Raw genomic sequence first — 16,426 nt, 5'->3', positions numbered from 1 at the left:
TTTACCTAAGCAAGGGGCATTTTGGGCATTAGCTGCTCTTAAGACTTCAGCTTCATGGCCCATACCAGAGCGCTTGCGCCCAGAATAGCAGCATCGGCTTCGTGCAATTCGCTGAATGTTAACAGCACTTTGTTTCTGAACACCGGCAGCAGGTTCTTCTCCATGTGCTCGCGCACAGGCTGCATAATCATATCACCGGCTTTGGTTACACCTCCAAACAGAATGATAGCCTCAGGCGATGAAAACATGACAAAGTTAGCCAGCGATTCACCTAAAATTTGTCCGGTAAAGCGATATACTTCTTTTGCCAGGGCATCTCCTTTTTGCGCACACTCAAAAACAGCTTTAGAGTCGATTGCCTCCAGCGGGTACTCGTGCAGCAAGCTTGGGCTTTTGGCTTCTGCGAGCATTTCTTTGGCTGTAATGGCAATACCTGTGGCTGATGCATAAGCCTCCAGGGAACCGCACAGGCCGGTAGACCAATGCTTCCGACCGCCCGGCCGGATGATCGTATGGCCTAATTCACCAGCAAAACCATCATGACCATAGATCAGGTGGCCGCCTGCCACTATACCACTTCCAACTCCTGTACCAAGCGTAATAACAATTATATCATTCATCCCTCTTCCGGCGCCATAGGTCATTTCACCCACAGCTGCCGCATTGGCATCGTTGGTGATAGAGCAAGGCAAACCGAACTTTTCGCTGATCATGTTGGCAAAAGGGACAATGCCCTTCCAGTTCAGGTTAGGGGCATGTTCTATAGAACCTGTAAAGTAATTGGCATTGGGAGCCCCAATACCGATGCCTTTGATATGTTGTTTGCCAACCTCTTCAATAGATGGCTCCAAGGCAGCATACAACGCTTCTACAAACGCTTCTGCTGTAGCATATTCGGCGGTGGACAGCCTGCCATTGTGACTAATAACACCGCGGTGATTCACAATGCCGTATTTTGTATTAGTTCCTCCGATATCTACACCGATGGCGTATTGTTGAATATTGTTCATATATGATTGTTTTAGATGCGTAGTCAGTACGTTCCAGAATAAATTAGTTGCACCCTTTATCCTCGGGCTGGCAGCCGGTATTTATTCTTTACCAAAGTATCACTTATTTTCATCGCTAAAATACCGTGTCACTTATACTTCTGCAACATCCAGCAAAATATTAATTAATTTGACAGGCTATAGCCTCTGCTTAAATTGCCGGATGACTGCATAGCTTAAGCCTGCCCGAAAGCGCTCCCTACTCCTGATCACGCGTGTACGTTTTCTTTGAAGACTGTTAAAAACCCTGTGCTGCTGGTTTAAATAGTAGTAAGAATCAGCCACATACTTGTTATCTATAGAATTCTTTTCTTGCTTTAGTACATGAAAACAGAAAAAGAAAAAATGCTGTCAGGTGAATTGTATAATGCGCTTGATGTACAGCTCTCCGATGAAAGGTTAAAGGCGAGACTGCTTTTAAAAGAATTAAATGATAGCAGAGAAGATCAGGCCGAGGAACGGATACGTATCCTGAACGAACTGATTCCGGATGCCGGTCCTGACCTATGGTTGCAACCACCCTTTTATTGCGACTACGGGACCAACATCAAGGTGGGGGAAAAGGTATTCTTCAACTTTAACTGCGTGGTGCTGGACGTGATGCAGGTAACGATTGGCAGCAGAACCTTATTTGGTCCGAATGTGCAGATCTATACAGCTACGCATCCCATGAACTACAAGGAAAGAGCTTCCGGACTTGAGTTTGCCAAACCAATCTCCATTGGCGAAGATGTATGGGTAGGCGGCAGCGTGGTGATCTGCCCAGGTGTCACGATTGGTGATCGCACCGTTATTGGGGCAGGAAGCGTGGTCACCAAAGATATCCCTTCTGATGTTTTTGCAGCAGGGAATCCGTGTCGTGTCATCCGAAGTTTAGACGCTGCTGAATAAGATCGACCCTACCCTTTTTAACTGATACACAAATTTTTTCTATATGCAACAATATTGCATATAGAAAAAATTTATTTTATCTTGCCTGCACCAGAGCAGCAATTGCAAAAGCAGGTATCCATTATTTTAAAATCTGCTTATTGTTTTTCTGCCTGTTCACACATCATACGCTACATTATGGCAGATAAAAAAAATTACGATGTCATTATCATCGGTGGCAGCTATGCCGGACTTTCGGCTGCTATGGCCTTAGGGCGCTCGCTCAGGCAGGTACTTATCATCGACAGCGGCCTGCCCTGCAACAGGCAAACGCCACACTCCCACAACTTCCTTACAAATGATGGGAAACCACCGAAGCAAATTGCGGAGGAAGCAAAGCGGCAGGCCCTGAACTACAGCACTGTCAGTTTCTACCAGGGACTGGCTGTGACAGGTAAAAAAACAGAAACCGGGTTTGTAATCGAAACAGATACAGCTGAAACATTCTATGCCTCAAAGCTTCTGCTTGCAACCGGGATTAAGGATCTGATGCCACCTATCAAGGGCTTTGCTGCGTGCTGGGGAATTTCGGTATTGCATTGCCCCTACTGCCACGGGTATGAGGTGAGCCACCAGACACTGGGTTTAATAGGGAATGGCGAAATGGGTTACGAATTAAGTAAGCTCCTGAGCAACTGGAGTAAAGACCTTATTCTTTTCACCAACGGCAGCGCCACTTTAACGGCTGAACAAATCTAAAAACTACAAAGCAGGAATATCAAAATTGTTGAAACTGAAATCTCAGAACTGGAACAGGAGCACGGGCAGGTTCAGTATATGGTGCTGCAGGATGGAAGCAAACACAAGGTTTCAGCCATTTTCGCCAGAGTAGACTTCAGGCAGCACAGCGATATAGCAGAGCAACTGGGCTGTGAGCTTACGGAGCAGGGCTTCGTGCAGATAGACGAATTTCAGAAAACAACAGTACCAGGTGTATTTGCAGCCGGCGATAATACCACCATGTTCCGTGCTGTTGCTGTGGCCACAGCTGCCGGAACCAAAGCAGGCGCAATTATGAATAAAGTTTTAATTGATGAAAGCTTTTAGATAAGTTACAGGTTCTTTTGCAAGAAAGCCGGGGCAGGATGTGATATGATCTTGCTCCGGCTTTTCTGTTTAGATATGTTCACTACTTACTTTACAACAGCTGGTACTTTTCTGAAAATAAAGAAGCCGATTCCGAAAACAAGTATCACACTTACCAGCAACTTATTTATACCTGCAAAAACAGTAGCAAAGTCTGGCTGGCTGGTAAAGCTGTGCCTTGGTTCTTTCGCATAATCGGCAGATGTGAAGTTTACCTGGTTGAACAGGAATGGGTAGTAAAACTCCCGCAGCGCATCGTGGTATTGTGTGGCACTCTGCAGAAAGCCCAGGTAAGACGGTAGATCGGAACCAGCCATCGCGTTAAATATGCTCTGTACGTTTACAGGCACCGACAACACATTCAGCCGCTCCACCAACTGATGCCGCGCCTGCAGCCCTGCCTGGTAATCGTGGGCAAGATCGGCCACAGCTTCGTCTCCCAACTGATGAAAGGCATAATACCAGCGCCAGGCAAACCGCCCTTTTATTTCAGTAGTATCCGTGTACTGCGGGTACAGGGCAAAAAACTTGTCCATGGTTTCGCGCTTCGGCTTATCCCAGCCCCCATGTACTACCTCCCGCTGTTTTATAGTTAATGCCAGCGCCTGCGGCACCGGCTGCTTTACGGCCACGTACACGTTTAACAGAGCAGGTATAATAATGGTCAGCAGCAGCCATACACCAAGCAGCGTAACAGCATTGAAGGCTGAATTCTTCTGCAAGGCCGCCACCACAAAAGCTACTCCAAACCAGAAAAGCGCATAGAGCACCACCACACCCAGCCACAGCGCCACCCGCTCATCGGGCACCACCTGCCCCCACACCATAGCCACTGCGGATAGCAGCAGCGCCAACCCCAGCACGATCATCATTCGGAAAGTAAGCTTGGCGCCAACAATTACAGGTAAACCAATGGGCTGCGAGAGCAGCAGCGGCAAAGTGCCCTGCTCTTTCTCCACCGACAGTATGTTAAAGCTCAGCCCGATAATGAGCAACGGGAACAGGTATACCAGCACAAAGCTCAGGTCAAAGTTACCCGACAGCACCTTCAGCGGGTTAATGTTCTCGGTATCATAGAGCTGCGACTGCAGGTTAAGCAGGCGAAGTTTGATATAGTACGGGTTCACATCGCGCTGGCCTATAGAGAGGCTGGCCCAGGAGTCGGGGTGGTTTACAGCAAAGGTGGAATGATAATAGCCAATGTCGCCTGCGTCTGTCCCTTCCGGGTATTTTGCTTTCAGCTCCGCTATGTTGTGCTCTGTCAGCACCTCCAGGGCGGCAATGTTCTCCCGCTGCCTTGCCACTTCGGTGCTGCCGTAGTAGATGCCGTATAGTCCGGCAAACAGCGTCAGCATGGTCAGAATCAGCAACCCTTTGTCGGCCCTGAAATTGAGCCACTCGTATTTTATCAGTATCCGGAATCTCTTCATCGCTTAAACAACATTAGTATTATCAATCAGCCTTAGCCCCAACACACATACCAGCGCCAGCCACACCAGCAGCGCAACCAACGACACCACATGCCTGCCAAGTGCCCAGCCTGCCTGGGGTGCTTCATACCTGAAAGGCTCAAATGCTTTCCAGGTGTCGCTGCTCAGGCGCGTTTCTTTATCGCCATACTTTAGCTGTGTCGTCTGGATGTGGTTCAGCTCCTGGGCCAGGTGGTAGCGGTATTGCTCCGCCTGGTTCTGAAAATGAATATAGTGGCTGAAATCAGACCCAGCCATCCCCATAGAAAGGTGGCGCACAGCCAGGTAAGGGTTCAGAAAACCCGCATACTCTGAAATGCGGTTCTGACTTTCGAAAATATCGGTTAGCTCCTCGAAATGCTCCTGGTACACGCGCGTACTATGCTCCTCTCCTGCTGCCATGCGTATACCATCGAAATTAACCGGCAATTCTTCCACAGAAGACACTTTGTACTTTTCCAGCAGCTCCTGCTTCAGTGCCTCCGTACGTTCGTCCTCCGCACTATGACCGTCTATGCCCTTGGCTACCTCCTCGTGCACATCGGCATCCATCTGGGCCTTGGTTGGCGTGGTATAAAGTGTAGCCCCAAGGTTAGCCGATGCTTTGGGTATAATTACGCAGCAGAGAATCCAGATGCCCAGCAGGGTAACCAGAGCAGTGCTGGACCGCTGATGCAACGCTGACACCACCACCGATAATACCACAAAAATGAAGAAGTATACCAGGTAGAAAAACATAAAAAGCAACAGCCGCAGCAACACGTCCCCATCTACATCGAAGCCGCCTCTGCCAAACAAGAGCAGGCTGGCCAGCACTAAGGCAGGTGCCACTACCAGGGCTACCACTTTGCTGTAGCCGGCTACTTTAGCCCAGGCCACCTGCCGCAACGATATGCCCTGGCTCAGCAGGATTTTCAGCGTTCCGGTTTCCCTCTCCTGGGTAAAGGCGCCGAAGCAAAGAAAAATAATAAGCAGCGGAATGAGCATCTGCAGCACAAAGGCCACCGTCATCTCCCCAAAACGAATAAGCGAAGATGACTGCTGCGCCTGGCTGAAGTTGGCGCTGTTTTGCCGGTGGGCCTCCATAAATACAGAAGCTCCGGTATAGGAATCTAACCCGAAATCGAGGAAACTAACGCTGGACTTAGGCCTGAAGGCGTAAGAACCGTAATGCGCCATGCGGTGCGGGTGCCGGTCTGCGGAATTGGCAAACTGGTCGTTAACTGTTTGCTGTGCCACCTCCCGCTCTTCCTGCAGGGTATTATAACTGTGCAGCCCTACCACCGTAGCAGCCAGCAACAGCAGCAGCACCATGATGCTGAGTGCCACAAAGCGGCTGTCGCGGAGGGTGCTGATAAATTCTTTTTTAGCTATGTTTTTTACCATCCTTACACGTGCATATAGTTGAGGTATAGTTTTTCCAGTTCGTTTGCATCCAGATTGGCCGCGGGCAACACATCCACCAGCTCGCCTTCGCGCATAATGCCTATCCTGGTGCCCACTTCTTTAGACCGGAAGATGTCGTGTGTGGCCATAAAGATGCCGGTACCGGCTGCACTGAGTTGCAGCAGCAGTTCCGAAAACTCGTTGCTGGCTTTAGGGTCAAGACCCGAAGTAGGTTCATCGAGCAGCAGCACCTTGGCATGCTTGGCTACTGCAATGGCTATACCCACTTTCTGGCGCATGCCTTTGGAATAGCCCCCTACCCTGCGGCTGGCCGCATCAGCAGGCAATCCTGCACGTACCAGGTAGGTCATCAACTCCTCTTTCGAGTAATCGAACCCGGCCAGGCTGCTGAACAGCGCCAGGTTTTCCAGGCCTGTCAGGTTAGGGTATAGCATCACATTTTCAGGTATATAGGCCAGGTGTTCCTTTACCTTTGTGATATTCGTGGCAACCTCCAGCCCGTTTACAAAGGCAGCACCTGAGGTTGGCTGTATAAAGCCCAGGAACAGGTTGATAGTAGTTGATTTACCTGCTCCGTTCTGACCCAGCAGGCAAAATATCTCTCCTGCCTTAATCTGCAGGTTCAAGCCTTTCAGCGCCAGCTTGTCCTGGTACTGCTTTCGGAGGTCTTTTGCTTCTAGTACATTATGCATAGTGTTTTTACTTTGATTTCTAATGGTATTCTTTTAGTTTTTCTAGCTGTTTTTCATCCTTTTGCTGGCATGGGCTGCAAGCTCACACCAGCATGTACTCATGTTAAACATTCCTGGAAGAATTATAGGGGTGATCTATACCTTTCACACCCTTGTAGTCCCCTAAGGGAGACATTTTTCCTATCTTTAAAAAGTATAGCCGATCGAAGTCATGTAGTTGCGGCCTGCGCCCGGGCTGGCACGGAAATAATCGTAGCCACCTACAAAGTAGCGCTCGTTCAGCAGGTTGTTCAGGTTAAAGGCAAACTTAAACTTGTTCACATTGTAGTACAGCGCGGCATTTGCCACCGTATAACATGGCCAGTAATCCCAGATGGTTTCACCGGTGTTGGCCTGGATTACCTGGGTTTCCATCCTGCGGAGGCTAACGTAGTTGCCCCCTGCCCCCACTCCCACACCGCGTATGCCGGGTATAGTAAAGGTGTACTTCGCCCAAAATCCTGCCGAATGCTTTGGTGCGTTGGCTGCCATCATACCGTTTTCACTGATCAGGTCGGCGCTCCGCACTTCGGTGTGGTTATAGGCATAGTTCGCGTTCAGGCTGAAGTTAGGCACTAAGTTTCCAACCAGTTCCAACTCTCCGCCTTGCGACAGTGTACTGCCGTTTTGCCTGAAGATCGGGTTACCTGCTTCGGTCACCTCAAAGGTCTGTAACAAGGTGTTGCGCTTCTCGATCTGGTAAAGCGAAAGTGTGGCAAACAGCGCCTTCTGGAAAAACTCACCTTTCAAACCTGTTTCCAGTTGGTAGCTGGTCTCGTTTTTAAAAGGCTCGCTGCGGCCATAGCGCTCCGGGTACTTTATGTACTGCGGGTTAAGGGGCCTGAAGCCCTGGCTGTAGCTGGCAAAGTAGTTCAGGTTATCGCGCAGCGAGAAAGTTAAGCCGGCACGTGGCAGCAGCACATTCTGCGCAATGCGTTCTTCCCCTGCGCCGTAGTCGCGCCGGTCGCGGAACATCTCGTAGCGCAGCCCCAGCAACAGGCCCAATCTGTCGGTAATATCCAGCTGGTCCTGCACATACAAACCGGTGGTTTGGTACACGTTGTTCAGGTAATCGATGAAGAACTGCGGCACCGGGCGGCGTATGTAGTTGCTGGTGCTTTTGATTTCATAAACAGGATTTTTCAGGTCGAAGGAAAGCGGCACCACTTCTCCGTTCACCGTCTGGTTCCATACCTCCACCATGCTGCTGTTTTTGTCGGTGTCGAAGCGCACAAAATCAGTACCCAGGGCCACTTTGTGGCTGATGCGGCCGGTATTGCCCGTTAGCGAAAGGTAAGCCGAGGCATTGTTGGTATATTCTTTTGCCAGCCGCTCAAAGTAGCGCACATACATGACAGTGTTCCGCGGCGCATCCACAAACTGGTTGCGTGTGCGGTGCTCCCGAATGTCTTCGGCATAGGAAAACTTCATGTAAGCCAGGTTAAACGACAGCCAGTTATTGATGCGGTGGTTCAGCGAGGCGTTCAGCGACAGGTCATGCACATTATAATGGTCGTTGGGCTGGTTTACGGCAAACGACAAAGGCAGCGCAAACAAATCGCCCCCTTGTATAGGCAGGCCGCGGTCCAGGTAGCCGTTAAAGCTGCTGAATACCACTTCGGCATTCAGGGTGGTGTTTTCGGTGGGGCGAAAGGTAACGGTTGGCGCGATTAATAATGAGCTGCGGTCGTTTCGGTCGCGGAAGGTTTTGGTGTCTTCATAGCCAACATTCAGGCGGTAGAGCAAGGTTTTGTCTGCATTCAGGGGGCCGGTGAAGTCTAAGGTGGAGCGCATCGTCTGAAAGCTGCCCGCCGAGAAGTTCACCGCCTTGCGTTCCTCCTCCAGCGGCTTTTTGGTTACCATGTTAATGGTGCCGCCGGGATTTACATCACCAAACAAGGCCGCTCCCGGACCTTTCAGCACCTCCACCCGCTCCAGGTTTACGGTAAGCGGCACCCGGAAAAAGCCATTGCCATAGCTATAGCCCGAGCGCAGGCCGTTCACCAGCCTGAAGCCGCTCTCGTAGCCGTTACGGAAGCCGCGCACTGTGATGTCGTCGTAGCTGGAGTACTGATTTACGCCCGCCAGGTTCTGCACCACCTCATTCAGGGTAAAGGCCTGCTGGTCTTCCAGCAGTTCCTTCGTAACTGTAGAAATGGTTTGCGGCACATCCATCACCAGGCTGGCTGTTTTAGTGCCTATAAAGCTGTACTCGCTTTTGTAGGTGGTTTCTTTTCGGCCCAGTACCTCCACCTCCTGCAGTGCATTGGTGTTTTGTTCTAATGCAAAGTTAATTACAGCGGCGGGATTCGCTTCACTCAGCTGTACCTGCCTTACCTGTGCGTCGTAGCCCACGGCCTTCGCCACTACCGTGTACGTGCCCAGCCCCAGATTACTGATTCTGAAAGTGCCGTCTGCCGCTGTCAGTGTCCTCTGGTTGCTTTCCTGAAGCACCACCGATATACCCTCCAGGCCTGCTCCGTTGCCCGCTGTTACTTTGCCACTGATTGTGCCCGCGCTTTGCGCCTGCACGCTAAGCTGCATCAGAAGCAGCCATAAAAAACTCAAAAATTTTCTCATATACATGGTTTGGTTGGAGATTTATGCTCCTGCTGCGGCGATAGTGTATGGATGATGGTATACTTATAGATGAATGAGGTTGCTGTAGAAAAAACCCTTGCGCTGACTGCTGACGGAGGTGCGTTGCGCCATAAGCACAGGCTTATCCAGGTAATCATTGGCCGGTACTTATACTTCAGAGTAGCACCATCTGCTTTTAATGAATAGCAGTACAGCTTTGCCTGCAAACAATGCTATGGCCGGAACGGCTCTGGCACCTCCTGCAGCTATATGTTTAAGATAATGCAGTAATTATAGCGATACACACAACTATCGGTATACCTGTAGCTGTGCCCTTCTACTGAAGCGCCTACACTTACTGAGCAACAAAAGGTCAGGCCACAGGAGGCCCGCGCAGATAGGTATTGTTAGGATAGGTAAATTTCCAGGCAAAGTCATAGGGCTGCACATAACAGCCTGCCGGTGGCATGAGACAAAGCTCTAAGGAGAAACAGGAGGATAAGAAAGGCTTGTTAAACAAATCATCTACATGGCAATGTATGTGCGCTTGCCCAACGGTTTGCCCTGCTTGTAGTACATCTTCTGTATGCGTGTGCCGGTGCAGAGACAGAACCGCAGCTTCTGGCGCCAGTACTCTGAGGAAGAGCACCAATAGCAAATAAGCGGTATATATCTGTCGGCCGTACATGTTCAGAAAAAAAGCTTGCTCTTAGTATTAGAGAGCCGCCGAAGTACTTTCATACTTACGAAGGCCTGAAGAGACTTATGCTGCAATGTTAGAAAGAAGCAATCTATTTTGCAACAAAATTGCATCACAATTTAAACAGAGAAGGGGCTTTTACAGGCTTGTGAGTTTATAAGCAACTGGCAAAGTGGCAATTACTCTTCCAGGCTGATTTGTTCAGATTTACGGGTAATTTCATGTATAACGTCATCAAGTTCTGTGGCAGAATCCATGATCATGTCGAAAAACTCCTGCTGCACCTGGTCCTTTTCCTTTTGGATCTTTAAAAGCTTAACCAGCCCCATTAACCTAGCCAATGGTGCCCTTACCACATGGGATTGAATCCAGGCAATTTCTTTCAGCTTCTGATTCTGACTTCTGATCGCTTTGATATTCTTCAGGTTTTCCGAAATATCATGTGCTAACACAATTTTAGCATCCTCTCCTTTGTACTGAATGGTATTGCAGTAAATCTCCACCTGTATGATCTCCCGATTCTTCTTCAGGTGCCTGAAAACACCTGCAAAAGTTGTTTTTTTCTGTTGGAAATTCTTTGCAGCTGCTTTTAGCTGCGGAATATCCTCGGGTGGCCTGATATCCATTACAGTCATGGCCAGAAATTCTTTCCGGCTATAGCCATAGTGATCCAGCGCGGCCTGGTTTACATCCAGAAACCTATAGGTATCAGTTTCATATACCCATATTGGCTGCGGACTAAAATGGAATAATTTACTGTACCGGCTCTCCGACTCTTCCAGCTCACTTAGGATGTGCTTGTGCTCAATATTGTAAACAACGCTTTTGTACAGGTTAAAAGGGGTAAGCTCTTCTTTCAGCAAATAATCAGAAACACCAAGGGCAAGCGATTTGGTGCTAAACACAAAGTCGGTATAGCCGGTAAGCACGATAACAGGGCACCAGGAGCAGAGGCCGACAATGCTGCTGATGAGTTCCTCGCCGCTTTTATCGGGAAGTGTTAAATCGAGAAATAAGATATCATACTTCCCACGCTTGCTGGACTGAAGACACGAGGCCGCTTCTTCAAAACTCCTGGCCTGGTCAATGGATGGATTCGATATATGCTTCAACAGGTAATGTACCAGCAGCATAAAATCTTTAGGATTATCTTCTATCACCAAAAAACGATACGGCTTGGTATCCTTATTCATAAACTATACTTAAAACCCGCAGCTTTCATCATCTTACTATGCATACACTTTAAAGAGAAAACACTAATCTCTTTCCAAACTCTTCGAAGGCTTTATCTTGCTCATTTCCATCTGAATCTACTATTCCCGGTATATCCTTTAAGTCTGTCCTGATTGCTTTACCCACTATTATAACGCTGCAATTCAATAAATTATACTCTTATTTAAAATCTTTCGCCGCAGCTCATTCATGTCTATGGCACGCGTTACTTCGAACGGATGAAGCATATCTCATGCCGTGCTTCAGCATGCTTTCTACCGGATTATGGAATGATGAAAGCTTTCCGGCTTTTAATAACCTATAGACTACTGGATTGGAACAAGACAGGCTGTTTATTCCGATAAAAAGACTGATTTATAGTCTGATTGAAATGCAAAAAATATTTAAAATAATTAAAATCTTAATCAACCTTCTCCGCTGAACGACTTCCTATAAAGGTTATTTTTCCCATTTGCAATTTTATCATTCCCACCATGGGAAATATCAAAGACAGGCAAAGCTCTAAATATGGCTTTAAACACTATATAGAAGGTTTTGTGAATTTGGCATCAGAGTTGAATATAGGGAGACAAGCCTAAAGTAGTACAAGTTTTTAACAACCGATTCCATGAAGAAGTACCTGACCTTTCTAGCAATAGTAGCCCTGGCAGCATTCGTGAACGTGTCCTCTGCCTTTGCCAGCGGTTCGGTGTCTACGCTCTCCTCTACCGAGAAGAGGGTTGTGACGATGCTGTTGCAGAAAGAGATCAACCGCGACCTGATCCTGGAGCTGGAGCTCAACGAGATGCAGTACATCAAACTTAAGGAGCTCAACCGCAAGTTCAAGCGCGATACCCAGTCTTCCCAGCTCCTGCTGGCATCGGCTGAGCTGGACGCCAAGGCCCAGGAACTGGTGAACACCTACGCCCAGGCCGTTACCGATATCCTCACCGAAAAGCAGCTGAACGCCTTCATCACCAACCAGACCGTGCAGCTCACCCAGGTGACCAAGTAAGAATTAATAACCCCTCATACTTTTCAGCGGCCTGCCATTTATAGAATGGCAGGCCGCTTTTTTATATGGATTGTACCATTTTCTACAAGACTCTAACTTTTAAAGGTCAGGATAAAGTGGGCTCCTTTGTTTGCTTCACTCTCCACGGCAATGCTGCCTCCCAGCGTTTCTACCTGCGATTTCACCATAAACAAGCCCATTCCCTTTCCCTGGGTGTGTAAGTGAAACCGCTTATACAGGCCGAATATTTTACGCCCGTGGGCATCCAGGTTGATGCCAAGGCCATTGTCACGAAAGTTCAGGACAATGTCTCCTTTCATTTTACAAGCGAATATTTCCAGAAAAGGCTTCCGCTCGGGGTGTCTGAATTTAAGGCTGTTTGTAATCAGGTTATAGAATATGCTAAACATAAAGCTCTTGATAGCATACAACTCACCTACTTGAGTAAAATCGGTATAGATAACCGCCTCTTCCTGCACAATCAGGTTCTGAAGCGTTGTTTTGATCTCATCTACCAGCTCCGACAGGTTCACCATTTCTTTCGTTTCGCTATGCTCAAGCTTTACCTGCAGCACATGGTTCAAGTCTCTTACAACCTCATCCAGGTTGCGGGTGCAGGCCTGTATACCGTCCAGGCACTTGTCGAAATTAGCTTCACCAGGAGTATAGTTGTGGATCAGGCTTGTGAGGCCAATAACGTTGGCCACTGGTGCCCGAAGGTTATGCGAAACAATGTAAGCAAACTGCTCCAGATCTTTGTTGCGCTGCAACAGATCGGCCGTTACCTTATCTTTCTCTTCCTGAACCAGCTTTTCTTCTGTTACATCGTGTACAATGCCGGTTACCCGCAGCAGCATGCCCTGCTCATCGTGGATATACTGCAGTTCATTATAGGTGCAGCGCACTTCTTCTTTGCCCCTGATTATTCTATAATAAAATGATCTGTGTCCCGAAGGCGCTTCTAGTAAGATCTTATCTTTCACCTCATCCACATCGTCGGGGTGTACAAACGACAGCAGAGCCGGCAAAGATGGCTGTGTTTCTTCCGGTGAGGTGCCGAAGAGCCGGTACATTTCGTCGGACCAACTGCTTTTTTCGGAGTCAAATTCATAATCCCAGCTACCAATACGGGCAATGGCCTGTGCTTCTTTCAGTTTTGCAGCGCCTTCCTCTAACTCTTCTATGGCCTGCAGCAGTGCTTCTTCTGCCTTTTTCCTGTCAGTAATGTCCCAACGGATTGCCAGGTACTGGTACGGTTTCCCCTGCGCGTTCTGAAAGGGTACAATCGTTGTGTCTACCCAATAGAGCGTACCATCTTTGGCCCGGTTTCTAATCTCCCCTTTCCATATCTTCCCTCCCGATATGGTTCGCCACAGCTGGGAAAAGTACTGCTTCGGATGATAGCCCGAATTGATCATCCGGTGATTATGCCCAATAATTTCTTCCCGATCGTATTTAGAAATTTTGCTGAAGTTATCGTTCACATGCCGGATCACACCTTTTTCGTCGGTAATGGCTACAATAGCAGCCTGATCAAGCGCATACTTATAGTCTGCGATTTCTTTTGTGCGCTCCTCTACCTTTTGCTCGAGCAAGGCATTAAGCCTTTTACTGGCATTTTCTGCCTCTTTTCTTTCAGAAATATCTACAAACGCAGCCACAACACATTCCCTATCGTCAAGAGTGAGTATTTCGCCGTAAGCGGAAATATCTTTGGGCTCGTTGTGCCGGTTGTGCAGCTGTAGTTCTACATTCCTGAAGCTCTTGTTCAGCTTTAGCCTGTTTACCACTTCCATCCGATCTTTTATACTTTTCCAGATACCCAGATCGGTAGTTCTTTCGCCAATTACTTCTTCGCGGGTAAAACCGAAAAAGCTGGTAAAGTTATCGTTTACATCTATCAGCCTGCCGGTGCCCAGTTCCGTAATGCAGCAAATTACCGGGCTTTTGTAAAAGACAGTAGAAAACAGCAACTCGCTTTTCCGGAGCTTTTCCTCCATCCGGTTCCGGATAAACAGAGCTTTGCTAACCAGCATGTAGCAAATAGCAAAAAAGACAATGACACCTACCGAAAACCAGATGAACACTTTTAACGTGTTTTGCATCTGCTGTTTTCGTTCCTCGTCTGCCGCTTGCAAAATAGCCCTGCTCCTGTTCTCGATTAGCAGAACCTGCTCGTGCAATAGGTCCAGCTGCTCATGTACAAAATCGTCTACAGAGGCTAAAAGGGGTTGCGTAGGGGGAGCTGAAGCCGGGATTTTCAGGATACTGTCTGCGGCGGATTTGTACCGGTACACAGCTTTTATAAGTTGTTGCAGCTGCTTTTGCTGTACTTCGTCGGAGCTATCCACCGCATCTAAAGCAAGCACATGACGCTCCAGTTCGGTTCCAGCTTCGGTATAAGAGCCCAGGTGATGTGCAGCATTGGTTTGTTTATACCTGATCAGTTCTTCACCTGCATATTGCAGACTATGGTGCAGCACTTCAACCGACCGAAGGATCTTCAGCGTCACGCCCTCCTGCTCACTTGCTTCTAATACATTTCTAAGATCAATGTAAAAGAGGCCTGTCAGGAAGGCAATACATAAGGAGGCGACCAAAAAGGCCACAAAAGTTGTTTTCTGGATGTAAGACATGGGGCGCGGGCACTAAACTCTACTAAATAGAATATAATTATAAATTATTTTTTTAATATCATATAACTAAACCTGAATTTATTTTTCTACTTATTTAGCTGGAAAGCTGCTTCTTTCTAATTTTTAGGCCTTTAAGCGCGCTAATATTTTTCTACTACGCCTGCCTGTGCTTAACTTTATCGCCGGCGACAGTCGTGGCGCAATAACTAACTAACCTTTGCTCTATACTGCGCGTTGATCATATAATACGAAACTTTAGCTAAAACTTATGGAAGAAAAAAAAGGAATAACTCTTAATATAGGTGGCGAGGGACTGATTGAAGATGTACTTACAAAAGAAGAACTGGACCGCCTCACCCCGTCGGATGTCATAGCTTTACTGAAAGCGGGCAATCAGCGTTTTGTACAGGGAGCCATTACTTTGCGCAACCACCGCGAACAGGTACGCAAGGCTGTGAAGGGCCAGTATCCTAAAGCTATAGTTCTTTCCTGTATCGACTCCAGGGTACCTGTAGAGGATGTGTTTGACCGTGGGATCGGTGATTTATTTGTCGCCCGCATCGCAGGTAACTTTGTGAACGAAGATATTTTGGGCAGTATGGAGTTTGCCTGCCATGTTACAGGTTCCAAACTGGTGCTGGTACTTGGCCATAAGCATTGCGGGGCCATAAAAAGTGTGATCGACGATGTAAAACTGGGAAACATTACCCGCATGCTTGCCAAACTTAAGCCTGCACTTGAAGCTTCTTCGGGCTATGATGGCGAAAAGTCCAGCACGAACGAGGATTTTGTGCAGCGTGTAACCGAGCAGAACGTTCTGCTTACAATCAACCAAATCAGGAAAGAGAGCCCTATACTGGCTGAGATGGAGCAAAAGGACCAGATTAAGATTATCGGAGGCATTTACGACATGGATACCGGAAAAGTAGATTTTCTGGAAGATGTTACATAAGGAACATCTGTTTTTAATTTTTGCTCTTTAATTTCAAAAGTAACAGAAAGGGTATTGCTACCCTTTCTGTTACTTTTGAAGGTTTTATAGCTTCACATTATCGCTAATTTATCTATTTTAGTTGTTAATTATAAGCAAAATACAACATCATAAACACATAATCATAATTACTTTTATACCTGAATCCTCCTTTTAAAGAATACTATATTTTCGTTGTATTGCATAGTGCTTTTATAAAGGCTTATTCAGGATTTGAAAAGATGATTATGAAGACCATTATTGTTGACGATGACCCATTCAGTTCCTTCCTCACTGAATCTATGCTGAGACTGGAGAACTTTTCTGAACAGGTCATGACTTTTTCTTCTGCAGAGGAAACATTGGACTTCCTGAAGCAGGATATAAATGAGAATGCGCCTCAGGTTATCTTCCTCGACCTGAACATGCCGACCATGAATGGCTGGCAGTTTTTGCAGGCACTAAAGCCGCACGAAAGTGCCTTGTCCAACAATTGTAATGTCTTTATTTTAAGCTCGTCTATTAACTCCGCCGAACAAAACATGGCAAAAGATCATGCCATTGTAAAAGGCTTTATCAGCAAGCCGCTCACAGAAAACCATATAGACAAAATAAAGCATGACTTTTGCCATGTAGCTTAA

General features: G+C 47.5%; 11 protein-coding genes and 1 pseudogene. 5 read left to right on the top strand and 7 right to left on the bottom strand.

Translation table 11 applies throughout. The features are described from left to right. Positions 1-38: 38 nt before the first annotated feature. Positions 39-1,010 (bottom strand): ROK family protein, encoded by a 972-nt coding sequence (locus C1N53_RS04045; RefSeq protein ID WP_137758103.1) that lies wholly within the window; start codon positions 1,008-1,010, stop codon positions 39-41. A gap of 363 nt (positions 1,011-1,373) precedes the next feature. Here C1N53_RS04045 and C1N53_RS04040 point away from each other — a divergent pair, with 363 nt between their 5' ends. Continuing rightward, positions 1,374-1,940: a sugar O-acetyltransferase gene (locus C1N53_RS04040; protein ID WP_137758102.1), complete on the top strand. Its 567-nt coding sequence runs from the start codon at positions 1,374-1,376 to the stop codon at positions 1,938-1,940. 177 nt (positions 1,941-2,117) lie between these two features. Beyond that, positions 2,118-3,026 (top strand): annotated as a pseudogene (locus C1N53_RS04035) (NAD(P)/FAD-dependent oxidoreductase). Between the two features lie 86 nt (positions 3,027-3,112). Here C1N53_RS04035 and C1N53_RS04030 read toward each other — a convergent pair. The 5 genes from C1N53_RS04030 to C1N53_RS04010 all read right to left on the bottom strand — a co-directional run bounded on the left by C1N53_RS04030 (position 3,113) and on the right by C1N53_RS04010 (position 11,145). Then, positions 3,113-4,495, bottom strand: a complete 1,383-nt coding sequence (locus C1N53_RS04030) for a DUF3526 domain-containing protein (RefSeq protein WP_137758101.1) — start codon at positions 4,493-4,495, stop codon at positions 3,113-3,115. 3 nt (positions 4,496-4,498) lie between these two features. Further along, positions 4,499-5,920, bottom strand: coding sequence for a DUF3526 domain-containing protein (locus tag C1N53_RS04025; RefSeq protein WP_137758100.1), 1,422 nt, complete (start codon positions 5,918-5,920; stop codon positions 4,499-4,501). 2 nt (positions 5,921-5,922) lie between these two features. After that, positions 5,923-6,633 (bottom strand): ABC transporter ATP-binding protein, encoded by a 711-nt coding sequence (locus C1N53_RS04020; RefSeq protein ID WP_137758099.1) that lies wholly within the window; start codon positions 6,631-6,633, stop codon positions 5,923-5,925. Positions 6,634-6,819: 186 nt separating this feature from the next. Beyond that, positions 6,820-9,252: a TonB-dependent receptor gene (locus C1N53_RS04015; protein ID WP_168193953.1), complete on the bottom strand. Its 2,433-nt coding sequence runs from the start codon at positions 9,250-9,252 to the stop codon at positions 6,820-6,822. Between the two features lie 879 nt (positions 9,253-10,131). Continuing rightward, positions 10,132-11,145 (bottom strand): response regulator, encoded by a 1,014-nt coding sequence (locus C1N53_RS04010; protein ID WP_137758097.1) that lies wholly within the window; start codon positions 11,143-11,145, stop codon positions 10,132-10,134. A 647-nt stretch (positions 11,146-11,792) separates the two neighbouring features. Between C1N53_RS04010 and C1N53_RS04005 the strand changes: the two genes are divergently transcribed. Next, the gene (locus C1N53_RS04005) at positions 11,793-12,179 is read left to right on the top strand and encodes a hypothetical protein (RefSeq protein ID WP_137758096.1); all 387 of its coding nucleotides are present in this window, start codon (positions 11,793-11,795) and stop codon (positions 12,177-12,179) included. Between the two features lie 92 nt (positions 12,180-12,271). Here C1N53_RS04005 and C1N53_RS04000 read toward each other — a convergent pair whose 3' ends face one another. After that, entirely contained in the window at positions 12,272-14,815 is a 2,544-nt protein-coding gene (locus C1N53_RS04000) for a PAS domain S-box protein (protein ID WP_137758095.1), read from the bottom strand. 268 nt (positions 14,816-15,083) lie between these two features. Here C1N53_RS04000 and C1N53_RS03995 point away from each other — a divergent pair, with 268 nt between their 5' ends. Both C1N53_RS03995 and C1N53_RS03990 read left to right on the top strand, forming a co-directional pair. Further along, positions 15,084-15,767, top strand: a complete 684-nt coding sequence (locus C1N53_RS03995) for a carbonic anhydrase family protein (protein WP_137758094.1) — start codon at positions 15,084-15,086, stop codon at positions 15,765-15,767. A gap of 266 nt (positions 15,768-16,033) precedes the next feature. Beyond that, entirely contained in the window at positions 16,034-16,426 is a 393-nt protein-coding gene (locus tag C1N53_RS03990; protein ID WP_168193952.1) for a two-component system response regulator, read from the top strand.

The sequence above is a fragment of the Pontibacter sp. SGAir0037 genome (genome assembly GCF_005491705.1).
Classification (GTDB): Bacteria; Bacteroidota; Bacteroidia; order Cytophagales; family Hymenobacteraceae; genus Pontibacter.
The sequence above is the reverse complement of the archived record's forward strand: the minus strand, read 5'-3'. Positions and strand labels throughout refer to the sequence as shown.